At 71.7% G+C, this 23093-nt stretch carries 24 protein-coding genes; 14 read left to right on the top strand and 10 right to left on the bottom strand.

Going from position 1 to position 23093, the window contains the following annotated elements; genetic code table 11:
* Window positions 1-117 precede the first annotated feature (117 nt).
* Window positions 118-1413, top strand: a complete 1296-nt coding sequence (locus tag ACWEFB_RS34350; protein WP_452292184.1) for an ROK family protein — start codon at window positions 118-120, stop codon at window positions 1411-1413.
* Between the two features lie 168 nt (window positions 1414-1581).
* Complete coding sequence (locus tag ACWEFB_RS34355) at window positions 1582-2763, top strand: ThuA domain-containing protein (RefSeq protein WP_452292186.1); 1182 nt, start codon at window positions 1582-1584, stop codon at window positions 2761-2763.
* An 83-nt stretch (window positions 2764-2846) separates the two neighbouring features.
* On the opposite strand, the gene ACWEFB_RS34360 is transcribed toward ACWEFB_RS34355, so the two are convergent.
* A complete protein-coding gene (locus ACWEFB_RS34360) occupies window positions 2847-3824 on the bottom strand; it encodes a DUF2267 domain-containing protein (RefSeq protein WP_452292188.1) in 978 nt (325 codons plus the stop codon).
* Window positions 3825-3990: 166 nt separating this feature from the next.
* Between ACWEFB_RS34360 and ACWEFB_RS34365 the strand changes: the two genes are divergently transcribed.
* Window positions 3991-4311, top strand: a complete 321-nt coding sequence (locus ACWEFB_RS34365) for a hypothetical protein (protein ID WP_326558247.1) — start codon at window positions 3991-3993, stop codon at window positions 4309-4311.
* Window positions 4312-4413: 102 nt separating this feature from the next.
* Here the strand turns inward: ACWEFB_RS34365 and ACWEFB_RS34370 are convergent, their stop codons facing one another.
* The gene (locus ACWEFB_RS34370) at window positions 4414-5250 is read right to left on the bottom strand and encodes an aldo/keto reductase (RefSeq protein ID WP_452292243.1); all 837 of its coding nucleotides are present in this window, start codon (window positions 5248-5250) and stop codon (window positions 4414-4416) included.
* A gap of 206 nt (window positions 5251-5456) precedes the next feature.
* Between ACWEFB_RS34370 and ACWEFB_RS34375 the strand changes: the two genes are divergently transcribed.
* Together ACWEFB_RS34375 and ACWEFB_RS34380 are read left to right on the top strand one after the other, a co-directional pair.
* Complete coding sequence (locus ACWEFB_RS34375) at window positions 5457-5903, top strand: response regulator (RefSeq protein ID WP_452292191.1); 447 nt, start codon at window positions 5457-5459, stop codon at window positions 5901-5903.
* A gap of 187 nt (window positions 5904-6090) precedes the next feature.
* A complete protein-coding gene (locus ACWEFB_RS34380) occupies window positions 6091-6636 on the top strand; it encodes an ATPase (protein ID WP_452292193.1) in 546 nt (181 codons plus the stop codon).
* Between the two features lie 24 nt (window positions 6637-6660).
* Here the strand turns inward: ACWEFB_RS34380 and ACWEFB_RS34385 are convergent, their stop codons facing one another.
* The 3 genes from ACWEFB_RS34385 to ACWEFB_RS34395 all read right to left on the bottom strand — a co-directional run bounded on the left by ACWEFB_RS34385 (window position 6661) and on the right by ACWEFB_RS34395 (window position 9936).
* A complete protein-coding gene (locus tag ACWEFB_RS34385; RefSeq protein ID WP_452292195.1) occupies window positions 6661-7572 on the bottom strand; it encodes a hypothetical protein in 912 nt (303 codons plus the stop codon).
* Window positions 7573-7894: 322 nt separating this feature from the next.
* Window positions 7895-9205 (bottom strand): MFS transporter, encoded by a 1311-nt coding sequence (locus ACWEFB_RS34390; RefSeq protein ID WP_452292197.1) that lies wholly within the window; start codon window positions 9203-9205, stop codon window positions 7895-7897.
* Window positions 9202-9936 carry a Clp protease N-terminal domain-containing protein gene (locus ACWEFB_RS34395; protein ID WP_452292199.1) on the bottom strand — a complete coding sequence of 245 codons (735 nt, stop codon included), beginning with the start codon at window positions 9934-9936 and terminating at the stop codon, window positions 9202-9204. Before ACWEFB_RS34395 ends, ACWEFB_RS34390 begins: the two co-directional genes overlap by 4 nt.
* A gap of 109 nt (window positions 9937-10045) precedes the next feature.
* On the opposite strand from ACWEFB_RS34395, the gene ACWEFB_RS34400 reads away from it, so the two are divergent.
* Window positions 10046-10996 carry an endonuclease/exonuclease/phosphatase family protein gene (locus ACWEFB_RS34400; RefSeq protein WP_326558254.1) on the top strand — a complete coding sequence of 317 codons (951 nt, stop codon included), beginning with the start codon at window positions 10046-10048 and terminating at the stop codon, window positions 10994-10996.
* A 112-nt stretch (window positions 10997-11108) separates the two neighbouring features.
* Here the strand turns inward: ACWEFB_RS34400 and ACWEFB_RS34405 are convergent, their stop codons facing one another.
* Window positions 11109-11528 (bottom strand): OsmC family protein, encoded by a 420-nt coding sequence (locus ACWEFB_RS34405; protein ID WP_452292201.1) that lies wholly within the window; start codon window positions 11526-11528, stop codon window positions 11109-11111.
* A 151-nt stretch (window positions 11529-11679) separates the two neighbouring features.
* Between ACWEFB_RS34405 and ACWEFB_RS34410 the strand changes: the two genes are divergently transcribed.
* From ACWEFB_RS34410 to ACWEFB_RS34445, 8 genes are all read left to right on the top strand, one after another.
* Window positions 11680-12348: a copper resistance CopC family protein gene (locus ACWEFB_RS34410; protein WP_452292203.1), complete on the top strand. Its 669-nt coding sequence runs from the start codon at window positions 11680-11682 to the stop codon at window positions 12346-12348.
* Between the two features lie 448 nt (window positions 12349-12796).
* Window positions 12797-12928 carry a hypothetical protein gene (locus ACWEFB_RS34415; protein ID WP_363595105.1) on the top strand — a complete coding sequence of 44 codons (132 nt, stop codon included), beginning with the start codon at window positions 12797-12799 and terminating at the stop codon, window positions 12926-12928.
* Window positions 12925-13014, top strand: coding sequence for a K(+)-transporting ATPase subunit F (gene kdpF / locus ACWEFB_RS34420; RefSeq protein WP_326558257.1), 90 nt, complete (start codon window positions 12925-12927; stop codon window positions 13012-13014). Before ACWEFB_RS34415 ends, kdpF begins: the two co-directional genes overlap by 4 nt.
* Window positions 13015-14670, top strand: a complete 1656-nt coding sequence (kdpA, locus tag ACWEFB_RS34425; protein ID WP_452292206.1) for a potassium-transporting ATPase subunit KdpA — start codon at window positions 13015-13017, stop codon at window positions 14668-14670.
* A 23-nt stretch (window positions 14671-14693) separates the two neighbouring features.
* A complete protein-coding gene (gene kdpB / locus ACWEFB_RS34430) occupies window positions 14694-16880 on the top strand; it encodes a potassium-transporting ATPase subunit KdpB (protein WP_452292208.1) in 2187 nt (728 codons plus the stop codon).
* The gene (locus ACWEFB_RS34435; protein ID WP_452292210.1) at window positions 16880-17761 is read left to right on the top strand and encodes a potassium-transporting ATPase subunit C; all 882 of its coding nucleotides are present in this window, start codon (window positions 16880-16882) and stop codon (window positions 17759-17761) included. The genes kdpB and ACWEFB_RS34435 overlap by 1 nt, the downstream gene beginning before the upstream one ends.
* A 46-nt stretch (window positions 17762-17807) precedes the next feature.
* Window positions 17808-20351, top strand: a complete 2544-nt coding sequence (locus tag ACWEFB_RS34440) for a DUF4118 domain-containing protein (RefSeq protein ID WP_452292212.1) — start codon at window positions 17808-17810, stop codon at window positions 20349-20351.
* Window positions 20352-20373: 22 nt separating this feature from the next.
* The gene (locus tag ACWEFB_RS34445) at window positions 20374-21057 is read left to right on the top strand and encodes a response regulator (RefSeq protein ID WP_452292214.1); all 684 of its coding nucleotides are present in this window, start codon (window positions 20374-20376) and stop codon (window positions 21055-21057) included.
* A gap of 47 nt (window positions 21058-21104) precedes the next feature.
* Here the strand turns inward: ACWEFB_RS34445 and ACWEFB_RS34450 are convergent, their stop codons facing one another.
* Genes ACWEFB_RS34450 through ACWEFB_RS34465 form a run of 4 tightly spaced genes read right to left on the bottom strand, consistent with a single transcriptional unit; the run spans window position 21105 to window position 23061 of the window.
* The gene (locus ACWEFB_RS34450; RefSeq protein ID WP_452292216.1) at window positions 21105-21707 is read right to left on the bottom strand and encodes a hypothetical protein; all 603 of its coding nucleotides are present in this window, start codon (window positions 21705-21707) and stop codon (window positions 21105-21107) included.
* Window positions 21704-22228, bottom strand: coding sequence for a hypothetical protein (locus ACWEFB_RS34455; RefSeq protein WP_452292218.1), 525 nt, complete (start codon window positions 22226-22228; stop codon window positions 21704-21706). The genes ACWEFB_RS34450 and ACWEFB_RS34455 overlap by 4 nt, the downstream gene beginning before the upstream one ends.
* Window positions 22229-22231: 3 nt before the next feature.
* Entirely contained in the window at window positions 22232-22561 is a 330-nt protein-coding gene (locus ACWEFB_RS34460; protein ID WP_452292220.1) for a hypothetical protein, read from the bottom strand.
* Window positions 22558-23061, bottom strand: a complete 504-nt coding sequence (locus ACWEFB_RS34465) for an Asp23/Gls24 family envelope stress response protein (RefSeq protein WP_452292222.1) — start codon at window positions 23059-23061, stop codon at window positions 22558-22560. The genes ACWEFB_RS34460 and ACWEFB_RS34465 overlap by 4 nt, the downstream gene beginning before the upstream one ends.
* Window positions 23062-23093: the final 32 nt, after the last annotated feature.

A 23093-nucleotide genomic window follows, 5' to 3' on the forward strand; every position in this document is an offset into this window, starting at 1 on the left:
GGACGATGGGTTATCGGCAGGTTTCGAAATAGTTAGGAATCCATGACGGTCACCTCTTGATATCGATGTGCATCGCATGGTTGGTTAGTCGGACCAACAGACGAATCAGGGGTCGCGATGTCCACTGCACCGCGCTTCGGTCAGGTCCGACCGGCGCACGCGCCCAGCGACCAGCTCTCGCTACGCCGCGCCAACCTGTCCCGGACGCTCGGTCATCTCCGGATCCACGGCCCCCGCTCGCGCGCCGCCATCGCGGCCGGCACCGGTCTGCACAAGGCGACCGTGTCCAGCCTGGTCGACGAGCTGCTGGCCCGCCGGCTGGTACGCGAAACCGGGCTGGAGTACTCCGGCGCCGCCGGTCGACCCGGTCGGGCGGTCGCCCTCGACGGGGCCGGCGTCGGTGCCCTCGGAGTCGCGATCAACGTCGACTACCTCGGCGTACACGGCACCGACCTGGCCGGTCGGCCGCTGGTCGAGCGCCGGATCCCGTTCGACGCCACCCGGGGCGGACCGGACCGGTGCGTGGCCGCACTCACCGAGGTCACCCGGGACGCGCTGCGCGACCTCGAACACCTCGGCGCCACACCGGTCGGCGTCACCGTGGCGGTACCGGGGCTGGTCGATGTCGGCCGGGGCACGGTCGTCCTCGCGCCCAACCTCGACTGGCACGACCTACCGCTGGCGGCGCGGCTGACCGCGGCCCTCCCGACCGGCCTGCGGGTGGTGGTCGACAACGACGCCAACCTCGCCGCGCTGGCCGAACACACCTACGGAGTGGCCGCCGGCAGCCGTGACCTGGTCTACCTGACCGGCGAGGTCGGCGTGGGCGGTGGCGTGATCTCCGACGGCCGGCTGCTGCGCGGCAACGACGGCTTTTCGGGGGAGGTGGGTCACCTGCCCGTGGATCCCGGCGGGCGTCGCTGTGGCTGCGGCCGGACCGGCTGCTGGGAGACCAAGGTCGGACTCGCCGAACTCGTCCGTGCGATCACCCCGGACCGGGCGTACGGGCTGGACCCGGGACCGCTGCGGGTGCCCGAGGAGCGGGTCGCCGAACTGCACCGGCGACTCGTCGCCGACGACCCGGTGGCGCTGTCCGCGGTGGCCGAGGTCGGCCGCTGGCTCGGGCTCGGCGGCGCGATCCTGGTCAACCTGGTCAACCCGCGGGTGCTCGTGCTCGGCGGATACTTCGCCACGCTGGCCGACTGGCTGATCCCGGCCGCCCGTGCCGAACTCGACCGACTCGCCGTCGCCGGCCCGGCCGCGCACTGCCGGTTCGTCGCCTCCGACCTCGGCTTCACCGCCGCCGCGAGAGGCGCGGCCGGTGTGGTCGTCGACCGGGTGATTGCCGACCCGACCTCGGTGGGTAATCCCCGAAGCGGCGTGCCCCGTGGCACACCGGCCCGTACCCCCTAGTCCTTTCCCGACCCTCCACCGAGCCACCCGACCACCGACGCCGGCGGCCCATCGGCAGCCGACCGGCCCGACCCCACCACCCACGACCGGCAGACAGCGCGGCGGCGCGCGCCCGGCCCGGTCGTTTCCCCCACCCGGCTACCAACGTCCCGATCAGAAAGGCCGACCATGAAACTCCCGATCCGTCGCGCGCTGGCGGTCGCCGCATCCGGCGTGCTGCTCGCCGGCACGGCCGTCGCCGCCACCGCCGGCCCGGCCCAGGCCGCCGACCCGGCGTACCAGGTCCTCGTCTTCTCCAAGACGGCCGGGTTCCGCCACGACGCCATCCCCGTCGGCATCCAGGCCATCCGTGACCTCGGTGCGGCGAACAACTTCACCGTCACCGCCACCGAGGACGCCGCCCAGTTCACCACGACGAGCCTGGCCCGGTTCCGTACCGTGGTCTTCCTCAACACCACCGGGGACGTACTCAACGCCGCCCAGCAGACCGCCTTCGAGTCGTACGTCAACGGCGGCGGTGGCTTCGTCGGGGTGCACTCGGCCGCCGACACCGAGTACGACTGGCCGTACTACGGCCAACTCGTCGGCGCCTGGTTCGCCTCCCACCCGGCGATCCAGCAGGCGAACGTGAACGTGGAGGACCGCACCCACGCCGCCACCGCCCACCTGCCGCAGACCTGGACCCGCACCGACGAGTGGTACAACTACCGCACCAACCCCCGCGCCCAGGTGCGGGTGCTGGCCAGCCTGACCGAGTCCAGCTACTCCGGCGGGTCGATGGGCGACCACCCGATCGCCTGGTGCCACCCGCAGTCGAGCGGACGGGCGTTCTACACCGGCTTCGGGCACACCCAGGCCTCGTACGCCGACAGCGCGTTCCGTGCGCACCTGCTCGGCGGCATCCGGTACGCGGCGGGCTGGGCCCCGGCCGCCTGCACGCCCGGCGGTGGCGGTGGCGGCGGTTCGGTCACCGTGGAGGCCGAGGCGTTCAGCTCGCAGTCCGGTGTCCAGGTGGTCGGCAAGGGCGGGGCCAGTGGCGGCGCGACCGTCGGCTACATCGAGAACGGCGACTGGACGGGGTACGCGTCGGTGAGCACCGCCGGACGTACCGGTTTCTCGGCCCGGATCTCCTCGGCCGGCGCCGGTGGCACGCTCCAGGTCCGTTCCGGTTCGGCCACCGGCACCCTGCTCGGCTCGGTGGCGGTGCCGAACACCGGTGGTTGGGAGACCTTCCGTACGGTCACCACCACCCTGACCGCGACGGCCAGCGGACCGCTGTTCCTGCGTTTCACCGGTGGTTCCGGTTCCCTGTTCGACGTCGACTCGGTGACCCTCACCGGCGGTAGCTGATCGACCCGGTACCGGTCGGCGGGGATCCCGCCGGCCGGTACCGACCGAAGCGAAGACGAGCCCGGCCAGGGTCTGCGTCGGGATCAACTCAGCCCGGCGCCGGCCTCGTCGATGGCGTCGTCCACCTGCCGGGCGAGGTCGATGTCGAGCGCGGTCACCGCGTCGACCCGCGCGGTACGGACCACGATGACCGCCGTGGACGGGCTCTCCCGGCCGATCCGCGGCCCCCGGCCGTTCTCCGGACGCAGGGCGGCCAGCCGCCCCAGTACCCGATCGAGGTTCTCCGGCGGCAGCTCGATGGTCCGGGTCAGCGACCGCCGGTCACCCGACCAGTACGGCAGGTCGGCGAGGGCGGCGCGTAGCTCGGCGTCGGTGAGCGGGGCGGTCTGGCCGTGCGGGCTGACCACACCACCACCGGCCGGTGGCGGGCCGAGCAGGTCCCGCAGGTCGATCGGCAGGTCCAGGGACTCGACCAGCTCCCGGTCACGGTCGGCCAACGCGCTCAGTGTCGCCTGGGCCTGGTAGCGCGCCTGTTCCGGGGTCCGCTGGCTGAGCCTGGCCACCTCGGCCAGGAAGCCGCCCAGGTCGTGCCGGCGTGCGGCGGTGCCCGACAGTCCGTTGTGCAACTCGTTCGGCACCGCGGCCAGCAGCCGTTCCCGGTCCGCGTCACCCAGGGCCTCGGCCAACGCCAGCACGGTCGCCTCCGCGGCGCTGCGTGCCTGGTCGAAGTCGACCCCCGCCCGGCGGCCGACGTCGGTCACCAGGTCCCGGTACTGGATCACCGCGACCTCGGCGCCGGTGGGGCTGTCCGGGTCCGGCAGCGGCCACGCAGGTGGGGCGGTCGACGGCACCGAGGCGGGTTCGAGACCGGCCCGGTCCGCGGCCGGCTTACGGGAGCCGGCCTCCGGCGGACCGTCGCGGCGGGCCTGGTCCAGGCTCTCGAGCTGCTTCGACGAGCCGAGCGTGAATCCCGCGCCGCTCGGCCGCTGCCCGCGCTGACGTGCCTGTCGAGCGAGCGCGCGGCGCCGCTGGTTGTCGCCCTCCATCTGCTTTCCGCTCATGTCCTGCGCCTTCCCGCCGTACGGACGGCCGAAACGGCGGGGCGTGGCGGGCCGGGCGGTGGTCGGGTTCGGGTCATGCCGGCGGGGTGAGGGGACATCACCCGGCACGGGCCCATGATCGAGCTGGACCGGCAGACTTCCGAATGCTCGCGGAAGGAAGGTCGTCATGAAGCGGATCATCGAGATCGTCCCCGCTCGTCCGGGATGGTATTCGCGCTGGCGTCTCGCACCGGATGCCACCCGTTCCTATCCCGTCACGGTCTGGGCACTGGTGGAGGATGCGGACGGAGCGAGCCGAGAGGTGATCGGTGTCGACTCGGTGGGCCAGTGGCCGGGTGCGGACGACAACGAGCCCGGTGCCGACTTCGTCCGCTACCTCTTCCAACCGCCGGACACCGGCCATCCCGACGACGCCGACCAGGCCCGTGTCACCTCCGGCAGCGGGGTCCCCACCACGCTCCTCCAACCCGCTCCCTCCACCACCTGACCCCGTCCCGCTCCACCTGTTCGCGTACCGGGGCGGACACGGGTCACCCACCCGTGTCCGCCCTGCCGGCGCCGGGATGGCGGGCGTGGCAGCGGGGCTGGATCAGGGGATCCGGAGGGGTTCGGGGCCGGTCGGCGGCGGGAAGGCCAGGTCCAGTTCGAGCAGGTCGTCGTCGGTGAGGACCAGGTCCGCGGCACCCCGGTTCTCGCGTACGTGATCCGGGGTGCTCGCCCTCGGGATCGTGCACAGCATGTCCTGGCGCAACAGCCAGGCCAGTCCCACCTGTGCCGCGGTGGCGCCGTGGCGCGCGGCCACCAGCGACAGCGCCGGATGGTCGAGCATCCCGTCCGGCCCGAAGGGTGCGTACGCCATCACCGGCACACCCGCCTCCCGGCACAGGGGAAGCAGGTCCGCCTCGATCCCGCGCCGGCCCAGGTTGTACGGCACCTGGTTGGTCTCGATCGCCGTCCCACCGGCGATCGAGGTCAGTTCGACCAGATCCGGCAGGTCGAAGTTGCTGACCCCCCAGTGTCGGATCAGCCCCTGGGTCATCAGCGAGGTGAAGGCCTGGACCGTCTCGTCCAGGGGCCCCGAGTCCCGCCAGTGCAGCAGGTACAGGTCGATCCGGTCGGTACCGAGCCGGTTGAGGCTCTGCTCGCAGGCGGCGAGGGTGTCGTTGCGGTCGTCGGACGGAGCCACCTTGCTGATCAGGAAGACGCTGTCGCGCCGGCCGGCGATGGCCTCGGCGACCAGTTCCTCGGTACCGCCGTCGCGGTAGGTGTCGGCGGTGTCGATCACGGTCAGGCCGAGGTCGATGCCGACCCGGAGCGCCTCGATCTCCTCGTCGCGCCGGCTCGGGTCGCCGGCCAGACCCCGGGTGCCCTGCCCGAGTGCCGAGATCACCTCGCCGGACGGAAGGGTGAGCGTCGGGATTCCCATGTCGGGCACTGTGTCCTCCTCCCGGTCGGAGCCGGATCCACCATCGTGGGCGCGTTCCCGCGCACCGGGGGCTAAAACCGGTACGGGGGACACCGGCATTCACGTGCTCGGCGCGTACGCTGTGGGCAAGGCATTCGTCCGGCGCTGCACTGGCGACCCGTGCGCACCTGTCAGGTCCCCTCCCCGCCAACCCGAGGCAGGTACGCATGCACGCGGACACGTCCGTTCCGGTTCGGATCCTCGTCGTCGACGACGATCCCGGTGATGTTCTGATGATCGAGGAAGCGCTCGGCGACTCCGATGTGCACAAGGCGATCGACGTGGTCAGCGACGGCCAGGAGGCGATGGAGTTCCTGCGCCGGCAGGGGCGGCATCTCACGGCGATGCGTCCGGACGTGATCCTGTTGGACCTGAACATGCCCCGGATGGACGGCCGCCAGGTGCTCAGCGCGGTCAAGGGTGACGAGGACCTGCGGACGATCCCGGTGGTCGTGCTGACCACCTCGAACGCCGACACCGACATCATCGGCAGCTACACGTTGCAGGCCAACGCGTACGTCGCCAAGCCGATCGACCTGGACGAGTTCAACGACGCGGTGCGCCGGATCGACCAGTTCTTCGGCCGGGTCGCGGTCCTGCCCCGCCGGCACTGACCCGCCGCCTGCGCCCCGGTCGGCCCCGGTGCGGCATTGTGCCAGTTCATCGCGGTCTCTGAGCCGGTGACGGCATCTTGCCGGTGGCGCCGGTCGAATGATGAATAATTTTGCGATTTTGCCCCGACGGTCCGCGCCGCTGGCGAGGATTCAGGTGAAGGAAGACACGCTGCCTGGGGGGCAAAGCATGGATTTCTCCATCGCGAAGATGGGCTATGACCAGGATCAGGTTGACTCGTGCCTGGCTGACCTGAGTGAGCGGTTGGCCCGGTTGGCCGCACCGGCGGACGTCGCCGCCGGACCCGGTGACGAGCTGATCCGGGTACGGCAGGAAGCGGCCCGGCTGCACGGCATGCTCACCGGCGGCTCGGCGGGGGATCGAGGCCCGGCGCGGATGCGCGAGCTGCTCGCCGTGGCCGAGCAGGAGGCCGCCCAGCTCCTGGCGCGAGCGCGGGGCGAGTTGACCGCGGCGCAGGAGGAGGCCCGCCAGCTCCGCGACCAGGTGTACGCGGAGGCGGTGCAGGCTCGCCGGGAGTTCGAGGCCGCGTTGCACGCCCGACGCCTGCGCGAGGAGCAGGTGGATCACATCCTCCGGGACGTGACCGTGGTCAGCGCCCCGGCGGACGACCCGGAGACCGCGCCGTCGGCCGTACCGGCCACCAGGGCGATGGCGGGGGAGGACCGGCCGGACACCGCACCGCAGGCGGAGACCCTGAACCGGGCCCAGGTGTGAGTCACCGCGTGGCGGCGCCGGTGCTCAGACGAGGGCCGCGACGATCGTGGTCGCCCGGCTCTCGTGCTGGGCGTACGCGTCGGGGAACGCGGAGACCTGGACCGCCTGGGCCGCGCCGCTGACACTCATCTGCTGCCAACCGGGGATCTGCAACAGGGCCTCGAAGAACGCCTGGGCCGCGTACGCCGGACGCATCAGGTCGGCGACGGCGCCCCAGCCGCTGCTGGTGCGCTGCTGGAACAGGCCCACCGAGTCGTAGTCGTACCCGGTGCCCTGGTTGGGATAGTCCAGCGACTCCGGTAACGCCGGGTTGGCCAGGTTGTAGAGGTTGCTCTCCTGCATGGCGGTGGCGATCGCGACGATCAGGCCCTGCCGGGGGATGCCGAGCTTGATTCCGACCTTGACGATGGCCGCGGCATTGTCCATCTGTGCCTGGTCCAGACCGGCGACCGGCTTCGGCTTGGCCGGCTTGGTCGGCTTGCGCACCGGTGGTTTGGTCGGCGCCTTGCTCTTGGCCGGAGGGGTGGGTGTCGGTGTGGTCGCGGTCGGGCTCGGCGATAGGGGAGCCCGCTCGGCCCGGCTCGCCGCCTGCTTCTCGGCCGCCGCGGCGCGGTCGGCCAGTGCGGCGGTGTCGACCAGTGCCGCGTGCAGCGGTTGCGTCGGCGTGGTGGCCGCGCGCGACTCGGTGAACGCGACGAATCCGAGGCAGCAGGTGATCCCGGTGACCAGGGTCAGCCGTACCGGGGTGGAGGCGACGGCGGACCTGATCCGGGACGAGGACTTTTCCCCATCGCGAGCGGTGGAGCGCCGAAGCGGATTCCGTCGGGCGGGGGTGCGGTGCCGGCCAGCTAGCCGGTCGTTCGATGGCGGCTCGGCCGAACGGATGGGTTGGGCTTTGCTGGTCGACTCACGCTTCACCTCGTCGTTGGGATGCACCCGCCGAGGCTAGGTAATGCCGTAGGCCCGTGGGAAGCCCGGTGCGGTGGTGTGCGCCACAGTTTTGCCTGGTCAGCCGGTCATCGGACGGCAGCCCGGGGCGGCCGGGCGCGAATGCCGCAAGACCGGCATATCCGTCGTGTCCGTTCTGGTGGGGTCACTCGACGCAATCGCTCACCGTGTCGTCGTGATCCACGCCGGGTTGGAGGACTCACACGTTCGGCTGATGTCGAGATTGACCGAACGGGGTTGCCGTACCGATCCGGACGGCCGATCGAAGGGTGCCGACCCCCGGGGCGGTCGCCCGCGTGCCGGCGGCCGGTCAGGTCGTCGCCGCGAACGGCTCGTCCACCCGCGCACGCTCCGGACGCGTCCGGCGGATCGGCGTACGCAGCGCGCTCGCGACGACCGCGAGGCTGGCGCCCCCGGCGAGCAGGAACACCCAGGCCGTGCCCCAGCGGGCCGCCATGACCGTCAGCAGAGCCGCGCCGAGCGGGCCGGGGGCGGTGTGGATGGTCCAGAACGCCGAGGTGACCCGGCCGAGCAGCGGGTTCGGGGTGACCTCCTGCCGCAGCGACATCGAGCAGATGCCGGCCACGCTCGTCCCGAACACCACCACGGTGACGAGGGCTGCCACCGTACGGGCGTCGCCGGGAAGCCCGAGCGCGGCGGCGCCCAGCCCGACGATCCCGAGCGCGGCGAGTGTGTACGAGCCGATCCAGCAGACCCCGAAGCCGAGCCGGCGCCGGGCCGGGGCGACCAGGAGCGCGGCGGCGATGGTGCCGAGCGCGGCCACCGCGAGCACGTAGCCGACCGTCCGGTCGGACCGGCCGAGGTCGTGTTTGAGGTGGTAGATGTACAGGTCGGTGAGGCCGAAGGTCAGGAAGGTGAGCAGCGCCAGCCGTCCGGTCAACGCCCGCAGCACCGGCTGGCGCCGGAGGAACCGGGCGCCGACCAGCAGGTCGTCCCAGCCCGGTCGGCTCCGGGCGCGGGTGCGGCTCCGGGTGCGGGTCGATCCACCCTCGTCCGGCGTCGGTTCGGCGCGCCGGAAACGGACCAGGCACAGGCCGAGGGCGTTGACGGCGAAGGTGGCCGCGTCCACCCCGATCGCGGCGGTCGGCCCGAGCAGGACGGAGAGGCCACCGGCGAGCATCGGGCCGACCACTCCGGCGGCGGCGTAGCTGGCGAAGAGCCGGCCGTTCGCCTCGGTGATCCGGGACGCCGGCACCAGGTTCGGCACCGCGCTGGCGTACCCGACCTGGAAGACCATCGCCACCGCACTGCCCAGCGGCATCACCACGTACAGCAGCCAGAGTTGCGGGGAGAACAACCAGACCAGCGGGATCAGCGCGTAGAGCAGCGCGCGTACGGCGTCGCACCAGATCAGCAACGTACGGCGGTCGACCCGGTCGACCAGCACCCCGGCGCCGATCCCGGCGACGATCGCCGCCGCCCCGGCCGCCCCGGTGAGCAGCCCCATCTGGGTGACCGATCCGGTGGCGTCGAGTACCAGCAGCGGGATGGCGACGTACGAGAACGAGGCGCCGCCCACCGAGAGGGTCTGTACCACCCAGAAGATGGTGAAGTTGTGGTCGCGCCACAGTGGCCGGTCGTCCGGATCCGCCGCCGTCACCCGCCCGACCCCCCGGCCCGCTCCCGGGCGTACGCCTCGACGACCCAGTTCTCCACCCGGTCGCGGGTGACGCCCAGTGCGACCAGGACCCGTGCACCCGGCTCGTCCGGGTCCCGGAGCAGTCCGAGCAGCAGGTGTTCCGTTCCGACGTAGTTGTGTCCCAGGCGCAGCGCCTCCTGGAAGGTCAGGTCCCGTACCCGCCGGGCGCCGGGGGAGAGCACGGGTGGGGTGGGCCGGGGTGCGGTGGCCGGATCCAGGGTCGCCCTGGTCGCCGCCCCGACGGTCTCCACCGGTACGCCCAACCCCACCAGCGCCCGTACGGCCAGGCCGTCCGGCTCGTGCAGCAGGCCGAGGAGCAGGTGCGCGCCGGTGATCTCCTCGTGGCCGATCCGGTGGGCCTCCGCCTCCGCCTGCCGCACCACGTGTTGCGCCCGATCGGTGAAACGGGCGTAGACGCCGGGTGGCAGGAGTTCCCCGCTGTCCGCCCGTTTGACCACGAACCTCTTCTGCGCCGCCTGTTTGCTCACCCCCATCCGCTGACCGATCTCGGTCCAGGACGCCCCGGACCGACGCGCCTCGTCGACGAAGTGGCCGATCAGGTGGTCCGCCACCTCGGCGAGATACTCGGCGACCAGGGTGGAGTCCGACAGGTGAACGAGTGCGGACGTGTCGGGACGCCGGCTGACCACGTACGCGATCAGTTCGTCGAGTCGCGCGGGCGGTTGGTTCATTGGTCAACCGTAGGTTGACGCGGACCTCGGGGTCAATCATTGGTTGACGATTTACCCGGCGGGCACGGGTGCCGGCTCGGGGACGGCGACCTCCGATACGATGCCGGTGGTGACCGCGAGCGAGACGAACCCGGCCGATCCGGCCCCGGCCCCACCTCCGCCACGGCGGCGTGGGCTGCTCCTCGCCCTGGCGGCGGTCGCCCTGGCCGCGCTCATCGCCGGTCATCGCCTGATCCCCAACATCGCCGGAGTCGGCAGTCTGGTCGACAGCGGCCTGCCCTTCCTCGGCCTCGGCATCCCGGTCCTGGCGCTCGCCGCCCTGCTGCGGCGATCCCGCACCGCCCTGCTGGCGGTGCTGGTGCCGCTGGTGGTCTGGGCGGTCATGTTCGGTACGGCCTGGTTGCCCGCAGGCGCCGGCGGGACGGTCGCGCTCCGGGTGGCCAGCCAGAACCTGAGGATCGGCAATCCCGACCCGGTGGCGACGGTGACCGCGCTCGCCGAAACCGAACCCGACCTGATCGGGCTTCAGGAGGTGGGCGGGGAGGTCCAGGGCTCGGCCGCCGGGGCACTGCGGGACCGCTACCCGTACCGGGCCGCCGAATCCACCGTCGCTCTCTGGAGCCGGTTCCCGATTCGGGACAATGCGGGCGTGGACACCGGAATGGGATGGAACAGGGCGCTGCGTGCCGTGGTGGAGGCCCCCCAGGGCGACGTCACCGTCTACGTCGTCCACCTCGGGTCCGCCCGCGCGGGGGACACCGCGACCCGTGACCACACCGTCGACATGCTGGCCACCGCGCTGCGACAGGACCCCGCGCAGCGGCTGATCGTGCTGGGTGACTTCAACACGGCGAGCACGGACAGGGCCATCTCGCCCCTGACCGACCTGCTCGCCGACGCCCAGGCCGACGCCGGGCGCGGTCTGGGGTTCACCTGGCCGGCGGCGCTCCCGCTCACCCGACCCGACCATGTCCTCTACCGGGGCCTCACCGCCGCGTCGGCCGGCGTGGTCCGGACCCCGGCCAGCGACCACCGCGCGGTCACCGCCGGTTTCCGCTGACCGCCGGCCCCGCACGCGGAGCGGTCACGGTGCCAGTGGCGTCCGCCGCTGCGCCGCTCAGTGGTGGTGGTGTCCGGTCGAGGCGGTCGGCGGTGGTGTCCGGTCGCGGCGGTCAGCGGTCGGCGGAGGTCGCCGGGGTCACGGTGAGGGTGTGCCGGCCGCCGCCGTTGCCGGAGAAGGGCCAGAGTCGGTCGGCGCGGTCGGCGAGCTTCGCCAACTGCTGCCGGGTCAGCCCCACCGCGGCGATGCTCGCCCGTACGTCGGCGTGGTAACAGCCGTCCGGGTCGCGGCCGAGTCGGGCCTGCGCCCGTACCTGGACCGTGTGCGCCTCGTCCGTGACCGACGTCGCGGCCTCGACGGCGGCGTGATGCAGGCAGGCGGCAAACGCCGCGGCGAGTAGTTCTTCCGGCGCCAGCCCGTTGCAGTGCGGGGCGAGCGGGGAGGCGAGCGCGGTCGACAGCTTCCCGTCGCCGGTACGCAACTGCCCGCCCTCCGCGGTCGCCGTGGCCTCGCGAACCCACGAATCCGACATCGCGTACCCCCTGTCGCTCCCCGCCGGGCTACCCGGCCGACACGCCGTAAAACACGCTCCGGCGCACGGGCCGGTCGGCGTCGATCGATCGGCGGTCGCGGACGAACGTCGGCGCTGGCCCCGACATCGGTCGATGACTATGGTGTGGCGCATGCGTAGCACCGCGGGCCGTGTACTCGCCGCCCTCGCCGTGATCCTGTTCGGGCTGACCCTGCCACTGCTTCCGGCGCAGTCCGCCGGGGCCGCGCAGGCGACCCTGCGGCAGAGCGATCCGCCGGCGGACCAGACCATCGCGCGGCTGCCCGAGGTGATCACGCTGGTGTTCGACGAGTCCCCGTCCGAGGTGAAGATCACCGTCGCCGGACCGGACGGGGTGGACGTGGTGTCGTCACCGCCGAACATCCGGGGTGTCGGCGTACGTCAACCGGTCCGGCCGGGCGCCGCCGGGCGTTACACCGTGAGCTACGAGATGTCACCGGTCACCGGGCCGCCCGCCGTCGGCAGCTTCAGCTTCACCGTGACCGAGGGCGGTCCGGCGCCCGCGCCCAGCGGTGCCGCCCCACCGCCGCCCGCCGCGAACCCGTCGGCTCCCACCGCCACGGCCACCACCGGACCGGTGCCCACCGTCAGCGGCACCGCCCCGGCAGCCGAGCCTTCGGCCACCGGCACCGGTACGCCACCGTCGGCCACCGCGATCCGCGACTCCGACGGGACCTCCTCGCGTCCACTGGTCTTCGTGCTCGGCCTGCTGGGCGTGGCCATCGTCGTCACCGCGGTCGTGCTGGGCCTGCGGATCCGGGCCCGCCGCAGCGCCGGCTGACCCGGGCGACCGCCTCGCGGTCCGTACCCGGTCCGGCGTGAGCGGGCGGGTGCCGGATCCGGGGCCAGGCACGACTGGCGGTGTTCGCCGCCGCCCTGCGGCTGCTCCGCCCCGCGATCACCCCGTCCTGCGGTCGCCCCGCCCTACGGTCGCCCCGCCCCGCGGTGTCGCGCCGCCGTACCCGTGGCTGCCGTAGCCGCTCGCGCCGCGCTCCCGTCCACCGAGGCGACCGGTCCCACCGGCGTCGGACCCCTGCCGGATTCGTCCCGGCCCCGGTGCCGGCCGCGCACCGCCGCGCCCCCCGATCCACCCCCGCATGTCCCGATCCGCCACCCCCCGTGCGCCGGATTCGCCGGGTACGTCAAGGGAGCGTCAAGAAGGGGCGGCCCAACGTAGCGGGATCGTCAGAACCGCCGCCCGCTCCGGTTGGTCGCGCTTCCATGGTTCCGTGCGGTCACTCACGGCCGCGATGAACCCGCGATTGAGGAGACGTTCGGTGATCGACGTCGTGTTCGTGCTGCTGACAGTGGGACTGTTCGCGGCCCTTGCCCTGGTGGTCCGGGCGGTGGAGCGGCTGTGAACGTGATCAACCTCGTCGGTCTGATCGTATCGGCCGCGCTGGCTGTCTTCCTGGTGGTAGCCCTCCTGTTCCCGGAGCGTTTCTAGATGAGTACGACAACCGCGGGCGTGATCTTCATCGTCGTGCTCGCCGCCGCACTGGTCGCGGCCTACCGCCCGTTCGGCGACTACATGTACAACGTGGTTGCCGGCACCCGGCACTCGCGGGTGGAGCGGGGCATCTACCGCCTCATCGGGGTGGACAAGAGGGGCGAGCAGTCCTGGGGCGTGTACGCCCGCAGCGTGCTCGCCTTCTCACTGGTCTCGCTCCTGTTCCTGTACGCGTTCCTGCGCCTGCAGGACAAGCTCTGGCTCTCCCTCGGCCTCGACCCGGTCACCAACCACATCGCGTGGAACACCGCCGTCTCGTTCGTCACGAACACCAACTGGCAGGCGTACTCCGGTGAGTCGACCATGGGGCACCTGGTGCAGATGGCCGGGCTCGCGGTGCAGAACTTCGTCTCCGCCTCGGTGGGCATCGCGGTGGCGGTCGCGCTGGTACGCGGCTTCGCCCGCAGCCGGACCGACAAGCTGGGCAACTTCTGGGTCGACCTGACCCGGATCACCCTGCGGATCCTGCTCCCGATCGCGGTGGTCGGAACCGTCGTGTTCATCGCCGCGGGCATGGTGCAGAACCTGCACGGCGGCACCGACGTGACCACCCTGACCGGCGGCACCCAGACGATCACCGGTGGACCGGTGGCCAGCCAAGAGGTGATCAAGGAACTCGGTACCAACGGTGGCGGCTTCTACAACACCAACAGCGCCCACCCGTTCGAGAACCCGACCACCTGGACGAACTGGCTCCAGCTCTTCCTGATCTTCGTGATTCCGTTCAGCCTGCCCCGGGTCTTCGGTCGCCTGGTCGGGCAGAACCGGCAGGGTTACGCGATCGTCGCCGTGATGGCGATCCTGGCCATCGCCAGCATCGCCCTGACCAACGCGTTCGAACTGGGCGGTGGCGGCACGGTCCCGCACGCGGTCGGGGCCGCGATGGAGGGCAAGGACGTCCGATTCGGGGTGTCGAACTCGGCCACCTTCGCGGCGGCTACCACGCTCACCTCGACCGGCGCGGTGAACTCCTTCCACGACTCGTTCACCCCGCTGGGCGGCATGATGCCGATGGTCAACATGATGCTCGGCGAGGTGGCACCGGGCGGTGTCGGCGCGGGCCTCTACGGCCTGCTGATCCTCGCCGTGATCACGGTGTTCGTGGCCGGTCTGATGGTCGGCCGGACCCCGGAGTACCTGGGCAAGAAGATCGGTGCCCGGGAGATCAAGTTCGCCTCGCTCTACTTCCTGATCACACCGACTCTGGTGCTGGTCGGCACGGCGTTGGCGTTCGGCACCGGTAACAACGCCACCGCGCTCAACGTCGGCCCGCACGGCCTCTCCGAAGTCCTGTACGCGTTCACCTCGGCCAGCAACAACAACGGGTCGGCGTTCGGCGGGATCACCGTCAACACCGGCTGGTGGGACACCGCGCTGGGGTTGGCGATGCTGCTCGGCCGCTTCCTGCCGATCATCTTCGTGCTCGGCCTGGCCGGGTCGCTCGCCCGGCAGAAACCCGTACCCGCGTCGGAGGGCACGCTGCCGACCCACCGCCCGCTCTTCGTCGGCATGGTCGTCGGCGTGACGGTGATCCTCGTGGCGCTGACCTTCCTGCCCGCGCTCGCCCTCGGCCCGCTGGCCGAAGGCCTGTGACCGACATGCTGAGGAAAGAGAACATGACTAGCACTCCGCTGGCTCCCGCCGCGTCGGGCGGGCGCCCCTCGTCGGGCGGACCCGGCGATCCGAGCAGTCGGATCGGCGGTGGCCTGCTGGACCCGAAGCAGATGCTCCGCTCCCTGCCGGATGCGACACGCAAGCTCGACCCGCGCACCCTCTGGCGCAACCCGGTGATGCTGATCGTCGAGGTCGGTGCCGTGTTCACCACGGTGCTCGCGATCGCCGACCCGACCGTCTTCGCCTGGCTGATCACGGTGTGGCTCTGGCTGACCGTGCTCTTCGCCAACCTGGCCGAGGCGGTCGCCGAGGGGCGGGGCAAGGCACAGGCCGCGACCCTGCGGCAGGCCAAGAAGGACACCATCGCGACCCGGCTCACCGGCTGGTCGCCGAACACCCCGGCCAGCCGCTACCGGGAGGAGGCGGTCGCCGCCACCGAACTGCGTCTCGGTGACGTCGTGCTGGTCGATGCCGGGCAGATCATTCCCGGCGACGGCGACGTGGTCGAGGGGATCGCCAGCGTCGACGAGTCGGCCATCACCGGCGAGTCCGCGCCCGTGATCCGCGAGTCCGGCGGCGACCGCAGCGCGGTCACCGGCGGCACCAAGGTCCTCTCCGACCGGATCATCGTGAAGATCACCCAGAAGCCGGGGGAGAGCTTCATCGACCGGATGATCGCCCTGGTCGAGGGTGCCAACCGGCAGAAGACGCCGAACGAGATCGCGCTCAACATCCTGCTCGCCGCGCTGACCATCATCTTCCTGCTCTCGGTGGTCACCCTGCAGCCGCTGGCGATCTTCTCCAAGGCGTTCCAGGCCGCCGCGCCGGACACCGCCGCGGTCGACGCCAACGGGGTTACCGGCATCGTGCTGGCATCGCTGCTGGTCTGTCTCATCCCGACCACCATCGGTGCGCTCCTGTCGGCGATCGGCATCGCCGGCATGGACCGGCTCGTCCAGCGCAACGTGCTGGCGATGAGCGGCCGCGCGGTCGAGGCGGCCGGCGACGTCGACACCCTGCTGCTCGACAAGACCGGCACCATCACCCTCGGCAACCGGCAGGCGTCCGAGTTCCTGTCCGTCGAGGGGGTGTCCCCGGAGGAGGTCGCGGACGCCGCGCAGTTGGCCAGCCTGGCCGACGAGACCCCGGAGGGGCGCTCGGTGGTCGTCCTGGCGAAGAACGAGTACGGCCTGCGGGAGCGGGAGGCGGGCGTCGTACCGCACGCCACCTTCGTACCGTTCACCGCGCAGACCCGGATGAGCGGCGTCGACCTCGGCGCCGAGGGTGGCGTGCGGCAGATCCGCAAGGGCGCCGCGGCGGCCGTCATGAAGTGGGTGCGCGACAACGGCGGTCACCCGACCGAGCAGGTCGGCGAGATCGTCGACGGGATCAGCGGCAGCGGCGGTACGCCGCTCGTGGTCGCCGAGCATGTCGAGGGTGAACCGGCCCGTGCCCTCGGGGTGATCCACCTCAAGGACGTGGTCAAGAGCGGCATGCGGGAGCGCTTCGACGAGATGCGTCGGATGGGCATCCGTACGGTGATGATCACCGGCGACAACCCGCGTACGGCCAAGGCCATCGCGGACGAGGCCGGGGTGGACGACTTCCTGGCCGAGGCGACGCCCGAGGACAAGCTCGCGCTGATCAAGCGGGAGCAGGAGGGTGGCCGCCTGGTCGCGATGACCGGTGACGGCACCAACGACGCCCCGGCGCTCGCCCAGGCCGACGTCGGCGTGGCGATGAACACCGGTACGTCGGCCGCGAAGGAGGCCGGCAACATGGTCGACCTCGACTCGGACCCGACCAAGCTGATCGAGATCGTGGAGATCGGCAAGCAGTTGCTGATCACCCGAGGCGCCCTCACCACGTTCTCCATCGCCAACGACATCGCGAAGTACTTCGCGATCATCCCGGCCATGTTCGCCGGGATCTACCCCAGCCTGGACACCCTGAACATCATGCGGCTGTCCAGTCCGACCTCGGCGATCCTGTCCGCGGTCATCTTCAACGCGATCGTCATCATCGCCCTGGTGCCGCTGGCCCTGCGCGGCGTGCGGTACCGGCCGAGCAGCGCCTCGGCCCTGCTCGGTCGCAACCTGTTGCTGTACGGGCTCGGTGGGATCGTGGCCCCGTTCGTCGGTATCAAGATCATCGACCTCATCATCCAGTTCATCCCGGGGATTTCGTGATGCGTCTACCTTCCTGGCTCGCCCAGCACCTCGCCGCGTTCCGCGCGGTGCTGGTCTTCACCGCCCTGCTCGGTCTGGCCTATCCACTGGCCATGGTCGCGGTCGCGCAGATTCCCGGACTGCACAGCCGGGCCGAGGGCTCCCTGGTGCAGACCGCCGATGGTCGCACGGTCGGCAGCCGGCTGATCGGCCAGCTCTTCACCGACGCGGACGGGGACGCCGTACCGCGCTACTTCCAGAGCCGTCCGTCGGCCGCCGGTGACGGTTACGACCCGACCTCGACCAGTGCCAGCAACCTCGGCCCGGAGAGTGTGGTCGACACCCTCGCCGCCAACCCGGACGACGCCTCGCAGAACCTGCTCACCCAGGTCTGCGAGCGCAGCCGGGCGATCGGTGAGCTGGAGGGGGTCAGCGGCGCCCGACCGTACTGCACCCCCGACGGGATCGGCGCCGTGCTGTCGGTGTTCCACCGCGACGGACTGACCGGACCGGTGACCCGGGCGGTCAGCATCAACCAGGCCTGCCCGGCCACCCCGTTCGTCACCACCTACCAGGGGGTGACCGTGGAGTGCGCCGAGATCGGCCAGGACTACAGCCACGGGATCGTCACCCCGATCCGGGGCGACGCCCCGGCGGAGCCGGTGGTGCCCGCCGACGCGGTCACCGCCAGCGGCAGCGGCCTCGACCCGAACATCAGCCAGGCGTACGCCCGGCTGCAGGCGCCGAGGGTGGCCCGGGAGCGGGGCACCGACGTGGCGACCGTACGGGGGCTGGTCGACCGGTACACCACCGAGCGCGCACTGGGCTTCATGGGCGAGCCCGCGGTGAACGTACTGGAGCTCAACCTCGCCCTGGACCGACAGTTCCCCGGCAACAGCTGACCCCTACCGGGGGTGGCTCCGAGTGCAGATGCGGCAGGATCGACTGGTGGCACGTGGACAACTGCGCATCCATCTCGGGGCCGCCCCCGGTGTGGGCAAGACGTACGCGATGTTGGAGGAGGCGCACCGCCGCGCCGAGCGGGGCACCGACGTGGTGGTGGGATTCGCCGAGACCCACGGCCGCAAGCACACCGCGGCGATGCTCGGTGACCTGGAGATCGTGCCGCGCCGCACGATGAGCTACCGGGGCGCCGAGTTCACCGAGATGGATCTCGACGCCGTGCTCGCCCGGCGGCCCGAGATCGCCGTGGTGGATGAACTCGCCCACACCAACGTCCCCGGCTCCCGCAACGCCAAGCGCTGGCAGGACGTGCAGGAGCTGCTCGACGCCGGCATCGACGTGCTCTCCACGGTCAACATCCAGCACCTGGAGTCCCTCAACGACGTGGTCGAGCAGATCACCGGGGTCACCCAGCGGGAGACCCTGCCCGACGACGTCGTCCGCTCCGCGGAACAGGTCGAACTGGTCGACATGACCCCGGAGGCGCTGCGCCGGCGGATGGCGCACGGCAACATCTACCGGGCAGACAAGATCGACGCCGCGCTCGGCAACTACTTCCGGGTCGGCAACCTCACCGCGCTGCGCGAACTGGCCCTGCTCTGGCTCGCCGACAAGGTCGACGACCAGCTCGACCGCTACCGGGCCGAACACCACATCGGGGCCAAGTGGGAGGCACGGGAGCGGGTCGTGGTGGCGCTCACCGGTGGACCGGAGGGGGAGACCCTGATCCGCCGGGCGGCCCGGGTCGCGGCCCGTACGCCCACCGGTGCCGACCTGCTCGCCGTGCACGTCAGTCGCAGCGACGGGCTGACCGGTGTCGACCCCACCCAGCTCGCCCGGCAACGGGTTCTGGTGGAGAGCCTCGGCGGGACCTACCACCAGGTGGTGGGCGGTGACATCGCGACCGCGTTGCTCGACTTCGCCCGGGGCGTGAACGCCAGCCAGATCGTGCTCGGCGCGAGTCGTCGTGGCCGGTTGGCCCAGATCTTCTCCCGGGGTGTCGGGGTCACCACGGTGGCGCTGTCCGGGTCGATCGACGTACACCTGGTGACCCACGACCAGATGGGACACGGCCGGCGACCGCCGTCAGTGACCAGCGCGCTGTCCCGGCGCCGCCGGCTGAGCGGATTCGGTCTGGCCGCGATCGGCCTGCCGGTGCTGACCGTGCTGCTCCGGCTGCTGGCCGACGACCTCTCCCTGGCCAGCGACATCCTGCTCTTCCTGGGGGTGGTGATCGCGGTGGCCCTGGTCGGTGGGCTCTGGCCGGCGCTGCTCGCCGCGCTCGCCGCCTCCTTTGTGATCAACTTCTTCTTCACCCCGCCGCTGCACGCGTTCACCATCTCCCAGCGCGAGAACCTGCTCGCCCTGGTGGTGTTCCTGCTGGTGGCGGCGGCGGTCAGCATGGTCGTGGACCTCGCCGCCAGGCGTACCCGGGAGGCGGCACGGGCCAGCGCGGACGCCCAGACCCTGGCGATGGTCGCCGGGAGCGTGCTGCGCGGCGCCCGCCCGCTGACCGCACTGCTGGAACGGCTGCGGGAGACCTTCGGCCTGACCTCGGTCACCCTGCTGGAACGGGTCCCGGAGGTGGCCGCCGGCCCGGACCGGCAGCGCGACCCCAGGGCGTGGCAGGTGGCCGGCACCGTCGGGCCCGCGCCATGCCTCACCCCGGCCGGCGGGGACGTGGAGGTACGGGCCGCCGAGAACCTTTCCCTGGTGCTCTGCGGCCGGGTGCTCGACGCCGCCGACCGGCGGGTGGTGGAGGCGTTCGCCGCCCAGGCCGCGCTCGCTCTGCGCCAGGAGCGGCTGGCCGAGGAGGCGGCGACCGCCCGGCCACTGGCCGAGGCCGACCGGATGCGTACGGCGCTGCTCGCCGCGGTCAGCCACGACCTGCGTACGCCACTGGCGTCGGCCAAGGCGGCGGTGACCAGCCTGCGCAGCGATGAGGTCGACTTCGACGAGTCCGATCGGGAGGAACTCCTGGCCACCGCGGACGAGTCGCTCGACCGGTTGACCCGGTTGGTGACGAACCTGCTTGACATGAGCCGGTTGCAGGCCGGCGTACTCGGGCTGTCGCTGGCCCCGATCGGTCTCGAGGACGCGGTCCCGCCGGTGCTAGACGAGATGGGGGAGCCGGCCCGGCGGGTACGGGTGAGCCTGCCCGCGCACCTGCGGGCGGTGCTGGCCGACCCCGGCCTGCTGGAACGGGTGCTGGTGAACCTGGTCGCCAACGCCCTGCGGTTCAGCCCGCCGGACCGGCCGCCGTCCATCTCGGCCAGCGAGCACGGCGGGCTGGTCGAGCTCCGGGTCACCGACTACGGTCCTGGGCTGCCGCACGACCAGTGGGAACGGGCCTTCCTGCCGTTCCAGCGGCACGGCGACCGGGACAACCACGCCGGGGTCGGCCTCGGGTTGGCGCTGTCCCGTGGCCTCGCCGAGGCGATGGGCGGCACACTGGTGCCCGAGGACACCCCCGGTGGAGGGCTGACCATGGTGCTCAGCCTGCCTGCGGCCGAAGGAGACAACGCATGAGCGGACCAGCCGGAGGGCCGGCGTGACCCGGGTGCTCGTGGTCGACGACGAGCCGCAGATCCTCCGGGCGCTGCGGATCAACCTGCGGGCCCGGCGCTACGAGGTGGCGGTCGCCGCCGACGGTGCCGACGCGCTGCGGCTGGCCGCCAGCCAGCCCCCGGACCTGGTGGTGCTGGACCTGGGCCTGCCGGACATGGACGGGGTGGACGTGATCCGGGGCCTGCGCGGGTGGACCAACATCCCGATCATCGTCCTCTCCGGCCGGGCCGGCAGCCAGGACAAGGTCCTCGCCCTCGACGCCGGTGCCGACGACTACGTCACCAAGCCGTTCGGGGTGGACGAACTCCTGGCCCGCGTGCGGGCGGTGACCCGGCGTACGGCCGGTGCCGGCGAGACCGTCGCCACCGTCACCGTCGGCCGCTTCACCGTCGACCTGGCGGCCCGTACGGTCCGGGCGGACGACGGGCGGGAGGTGCGGCTCACCCCGACCGAGTGGCACCTGCTGGAGATCCTGATCCGCAATCCGGGCCGGTTGGTCAGTCAGCGGCAACTGCTGCACGACGTGTGGGGACCGCAGTACCAGTCCGAGACCAACTACCTGCGCCAGTACATGGCCCAACTGCGCCGCAAGCTGGAGGACGACCCGGCCCGGCCGCGTCACCTGTTGACCGAACCGGGCATGGGTTACCGGTTCCAACCCGAATGAGGCGGCTTGTCGGCCTCGGACGGCCAGCAGGCCGCCGGGGTCTGCGGTCATCGCACCCGAGCTGCGCCGCCGGCGTCCACCCGGGCGGTGATGTCGAGCTGGCTCGGGCGCAGGCCGGAGGTCGTGGCGAACCGGTCCACCGCCGCCTGTACGTACTCCCGAAGGTTGCTGAGCGGGGCCTGGGGGGTGACGTAGAGCTTGATCCGGACCGCCGGGGTGGGCGGTTCTCCGGTCAGCCAGACCGACGCCCGACGGATCTGCGGGTCGCGGGTGAGGTCCCGTTCAAGGCCGTCTGCCAGGGCCGAGCCCTGCACGATCGTGAGTCCCGGCCCGGTACCGTACCGGGGCACCCGGTTCGGGGTGACCGTACGAAGGTCGTACTCGTCCATGGCGGGGCTCGACGCGGGACGTAGTTGTCGCCGCAGCAGGATCCAGCCGAGAGACGCCAGCAGCAGCCCCAGGGCGATCGTGACGATCGGTCCCCACGGCGAGATGTCCCGGAACACGCCCCGGAACGCGGTCCAGATCAGCGGTGCCCGTTCGTCGATCCCGGGCAGGTGACCCAGGTTGGCCACCACGGCGGCCGCGCCGAGCGCGGTGAGCAGCAGCCCGATCAACGTCCAGAGCACCCGGTTGCCGGCGTGGCTCATGTCGTCCTCCGTTCCCGGGCCAGTTGGATGTCCAGCCGATCGGCCGGCGGCGCCGCCAGTTGGTCGAGTTCCTGCCGGACCGCGCGCTCCACCTGTGGCCGGGCCGACGGGTCACCGACCGCGCGGATCCGGGACGACCACGAGTCGCCGTGACGGCGTACCCGGACCCGTGCGTCCCGGATTCCGGGAACCCGGTCGGCGGCGTTGGCGAGCCGGTGCTCGACCGACCGGCGGTGCAGGTGCCAGCCGTCGGCGAGCGGCACGGCGAGCCGGTTCGGCGTCCAGCGGCGCAGTTGCGTGAGCAGGATCAGCAGGCCCAGGACCCCGACCGCGATCGCGATCGCGAAGATCACGGGGTCGCCGACCGTGGTGCTGGTCAGCGTGTCGAACCAGCCCTTCCGGTCGATCAGCAGCGACGGCAGGTCCAGTGCGACGGCGGCGGCCTCGGCCGCGAGCAGCAGGCCACCGCCGAGCAGGATGATGGCCAGCAGTAGCGACGCCAGCCGGTTGACCACCCGCATGCCTCACCTCCGGGTTTCGGCGGCCAGTGCCGCCAGGTCGACGTCGTCGACGACAACCTCCACGGGCCGGTCCACGCCGGCCCGGTCCAGTACCTTCCGGACCGCCGCGGCGATCCGTTCGCCCAGCGGTCCGATCGGCACCGCCTCGACCGTCACGTGGACCTCGACCTGCTCACCCAGCCGGACGCCGGAGATCTTGCCTCCGGCGTACTGGGTGGCCACCTCCACCGGTCCGCCCGCGTTCAGCCCGGCCACTCCGTCCACCCCGAGGACGGCGTCGCGTACCGCCGTCGCGAGGGCGACCCGGTCGGCTCGGTTCCGCTGCTCGGTCATTGGGTCCGCGTACCCGAGTTGCCGCCGCTGGCGTTGTTGCCGTTCTGCTCGCCCTCGACGAACACGTCATCCACGTTGATGTTCACCTCGATCACGCGCAGGCCGGTCATCTCCTGTACGCGATCGATCACGTTGCGTCGTACGGCCTCGGATACGTCCACTATGCTCTGGCCGTACCAGGTGACGATGTCCAGGTCGACGGCGGCCTCGCGCTCCCCGACCTCGACCGAGACCCCCTGGGTGGACGCCTCCGACCCGCCCGGTACGAGGTTGCGCAGCTGACCCACCCGGCGGGCGATGCCGGAGCCCATCGAGTGCACCCCGGGGATCTCCCGGGCGGAGAACCCGGCGATCTTGGCGACCACGCCCTCGGCGATCCGGGTCTTCCCGGAGTCGGTTATCAGCTGGCCGTGGCCGGTCTGTCCGCTGCCCGGTGGGAAGGGCTGGCTCGGGGATCTGGTCTTCTCCCGGCCGTCGGCCCGGGTGTCGGTGTCAGCCATCTGGTGCCTCCTGAACTCGTTCCTGGTCCGGT

It is taken from the genome of Micromonospora sp. NPDC004704 (genome assembly GCF_053601675.1).

Excerpts from the sequence above, each read along its gene's own strand:
- ACWEFB_RS34350 (WP_452292184.1), top strand. The coding sequence starts at position 118 with ATGTCCACTGCACCGCGCTTCGGTCAGGTCCGACCGGCGCACGCGCCC.
- ACWEFB_RS34355 (WP_452292186.1), top strand. The coding sequence starts at position 1,582 with ATGAAACTCCCGATCCGTCGCGCGCTGGCGGTCGCCGCATCCGGCGTG.
- ACWEFB_RS34360 (WP_452292188.1), bottom strand. The coding sequence starts at position 3,824 with ATGAGCGGAAAGCAGATGGAGGGCGACAACCAGCGGCGCCGCGCGCTC.
- ACWEFB_RS34365 (WP_326558247.1), top strand. The coding sequence starts at position 3,991 with ATGAAGCGGATCATCGAGATCGTCCCCGCTCGTCCGGGATGGTATTCG.
- ACWEFB_RS34370 (WP_452292243.1), bottom strand. The coding sequence starts at position 5,250 with ATGGGAATCCCGACGCTCACCCTTCCGTCCGGCGAGGTGATCTCGGCA.
- ACWEFB_RS34375 (WP_452292191.1), top strand. The coding sequence starts at position 5,457 with ATGCACGCGGACACGTCCGTTCCGGTTCGGATCCTCGTCGTCGACGAC.
- ACWEFB_RS34380 (WP_452292193.1), top strand. The coding sequence starts at position 6,091 with ATGGATTTCTCCATCGCGAAGATGGGCTATGACCAGGATCAGGTTGAC.
- ACWEFB_RS34395 (WP_452292199.1), bottom strand. The coding sequence starts at position 9,936 with ATGAACCAACCGCCCGCGCGACTCGACGAACTGATCGCGTACGTGGTC.
- ACWEFB_RS34405 (WP_452292201.1), bottom strand. The coding sequence starts at position 11,528 with ATGTCGGATTCGTGGGTTCGCGAGGCCACGGCGACCGCGGAGGGCGGG.
- ACWEFB_RS34410 (WP_452292203.1), top strand. The coding sequence starts at position 11,680 with ATGCGTAGCACCGCGGGCCGTGTACTCGCCGCCCTCGCCGTGATCCTG.
- kdpA (WP_452292206.1), top strand. The coding sequence starts at position 13,015 with ATGAGTACGACAACCGCGGGCGTGATCTTCATCGTCGTGCTCGCCGCC.
- kdpB (WP_452292208.1), top strand. The coding sequence starts at position 14,694 with ATGACTAGCACTCCGCTGGCTCCCGCCGCGTCGGGCGGGCGCCCCTCG.
- ACWEFB_RS34435 (WP_452292210.1), top strand. The coding sequence starts at position 16,880 with ATGCGTCTACCTTCCTGGCTCGCCCAGCACCTCGCCGCGTTCCGCGCG.
- ACWEFB_RS34450 (WP_452292216.1), bottom strand. The coding sequence starts at position 21,707 with ATGAGCCACGCCGGCAACCGGGTGCTCTGGACGTTGATCGGGCTGCTG.
- ACWEFB_RS34455 (WP_452292218.1), bottom strand. The coding sequence starts at position 22,228 with ATGCGGGTGGTCAACCGGCTGGCGTCGCTACTGCTGGCCATCATCCTG.
- ACWEFB_RS34460 (WP_452292220.1), bottom strand. The coding sequence starts at position 22,561 with ATGACCGAGCAGCGGAACCGAGCCGACCGGGTCGCCCTCGCGACGGCG.
- ACWEFB_RS34465 (WP_452292222.1), bottom strand. The coding sequence starts at position 23,061 with ATGGCTGACACCGACACCCGGGCCGACGGCCGGGAGAAGACCAGATCC.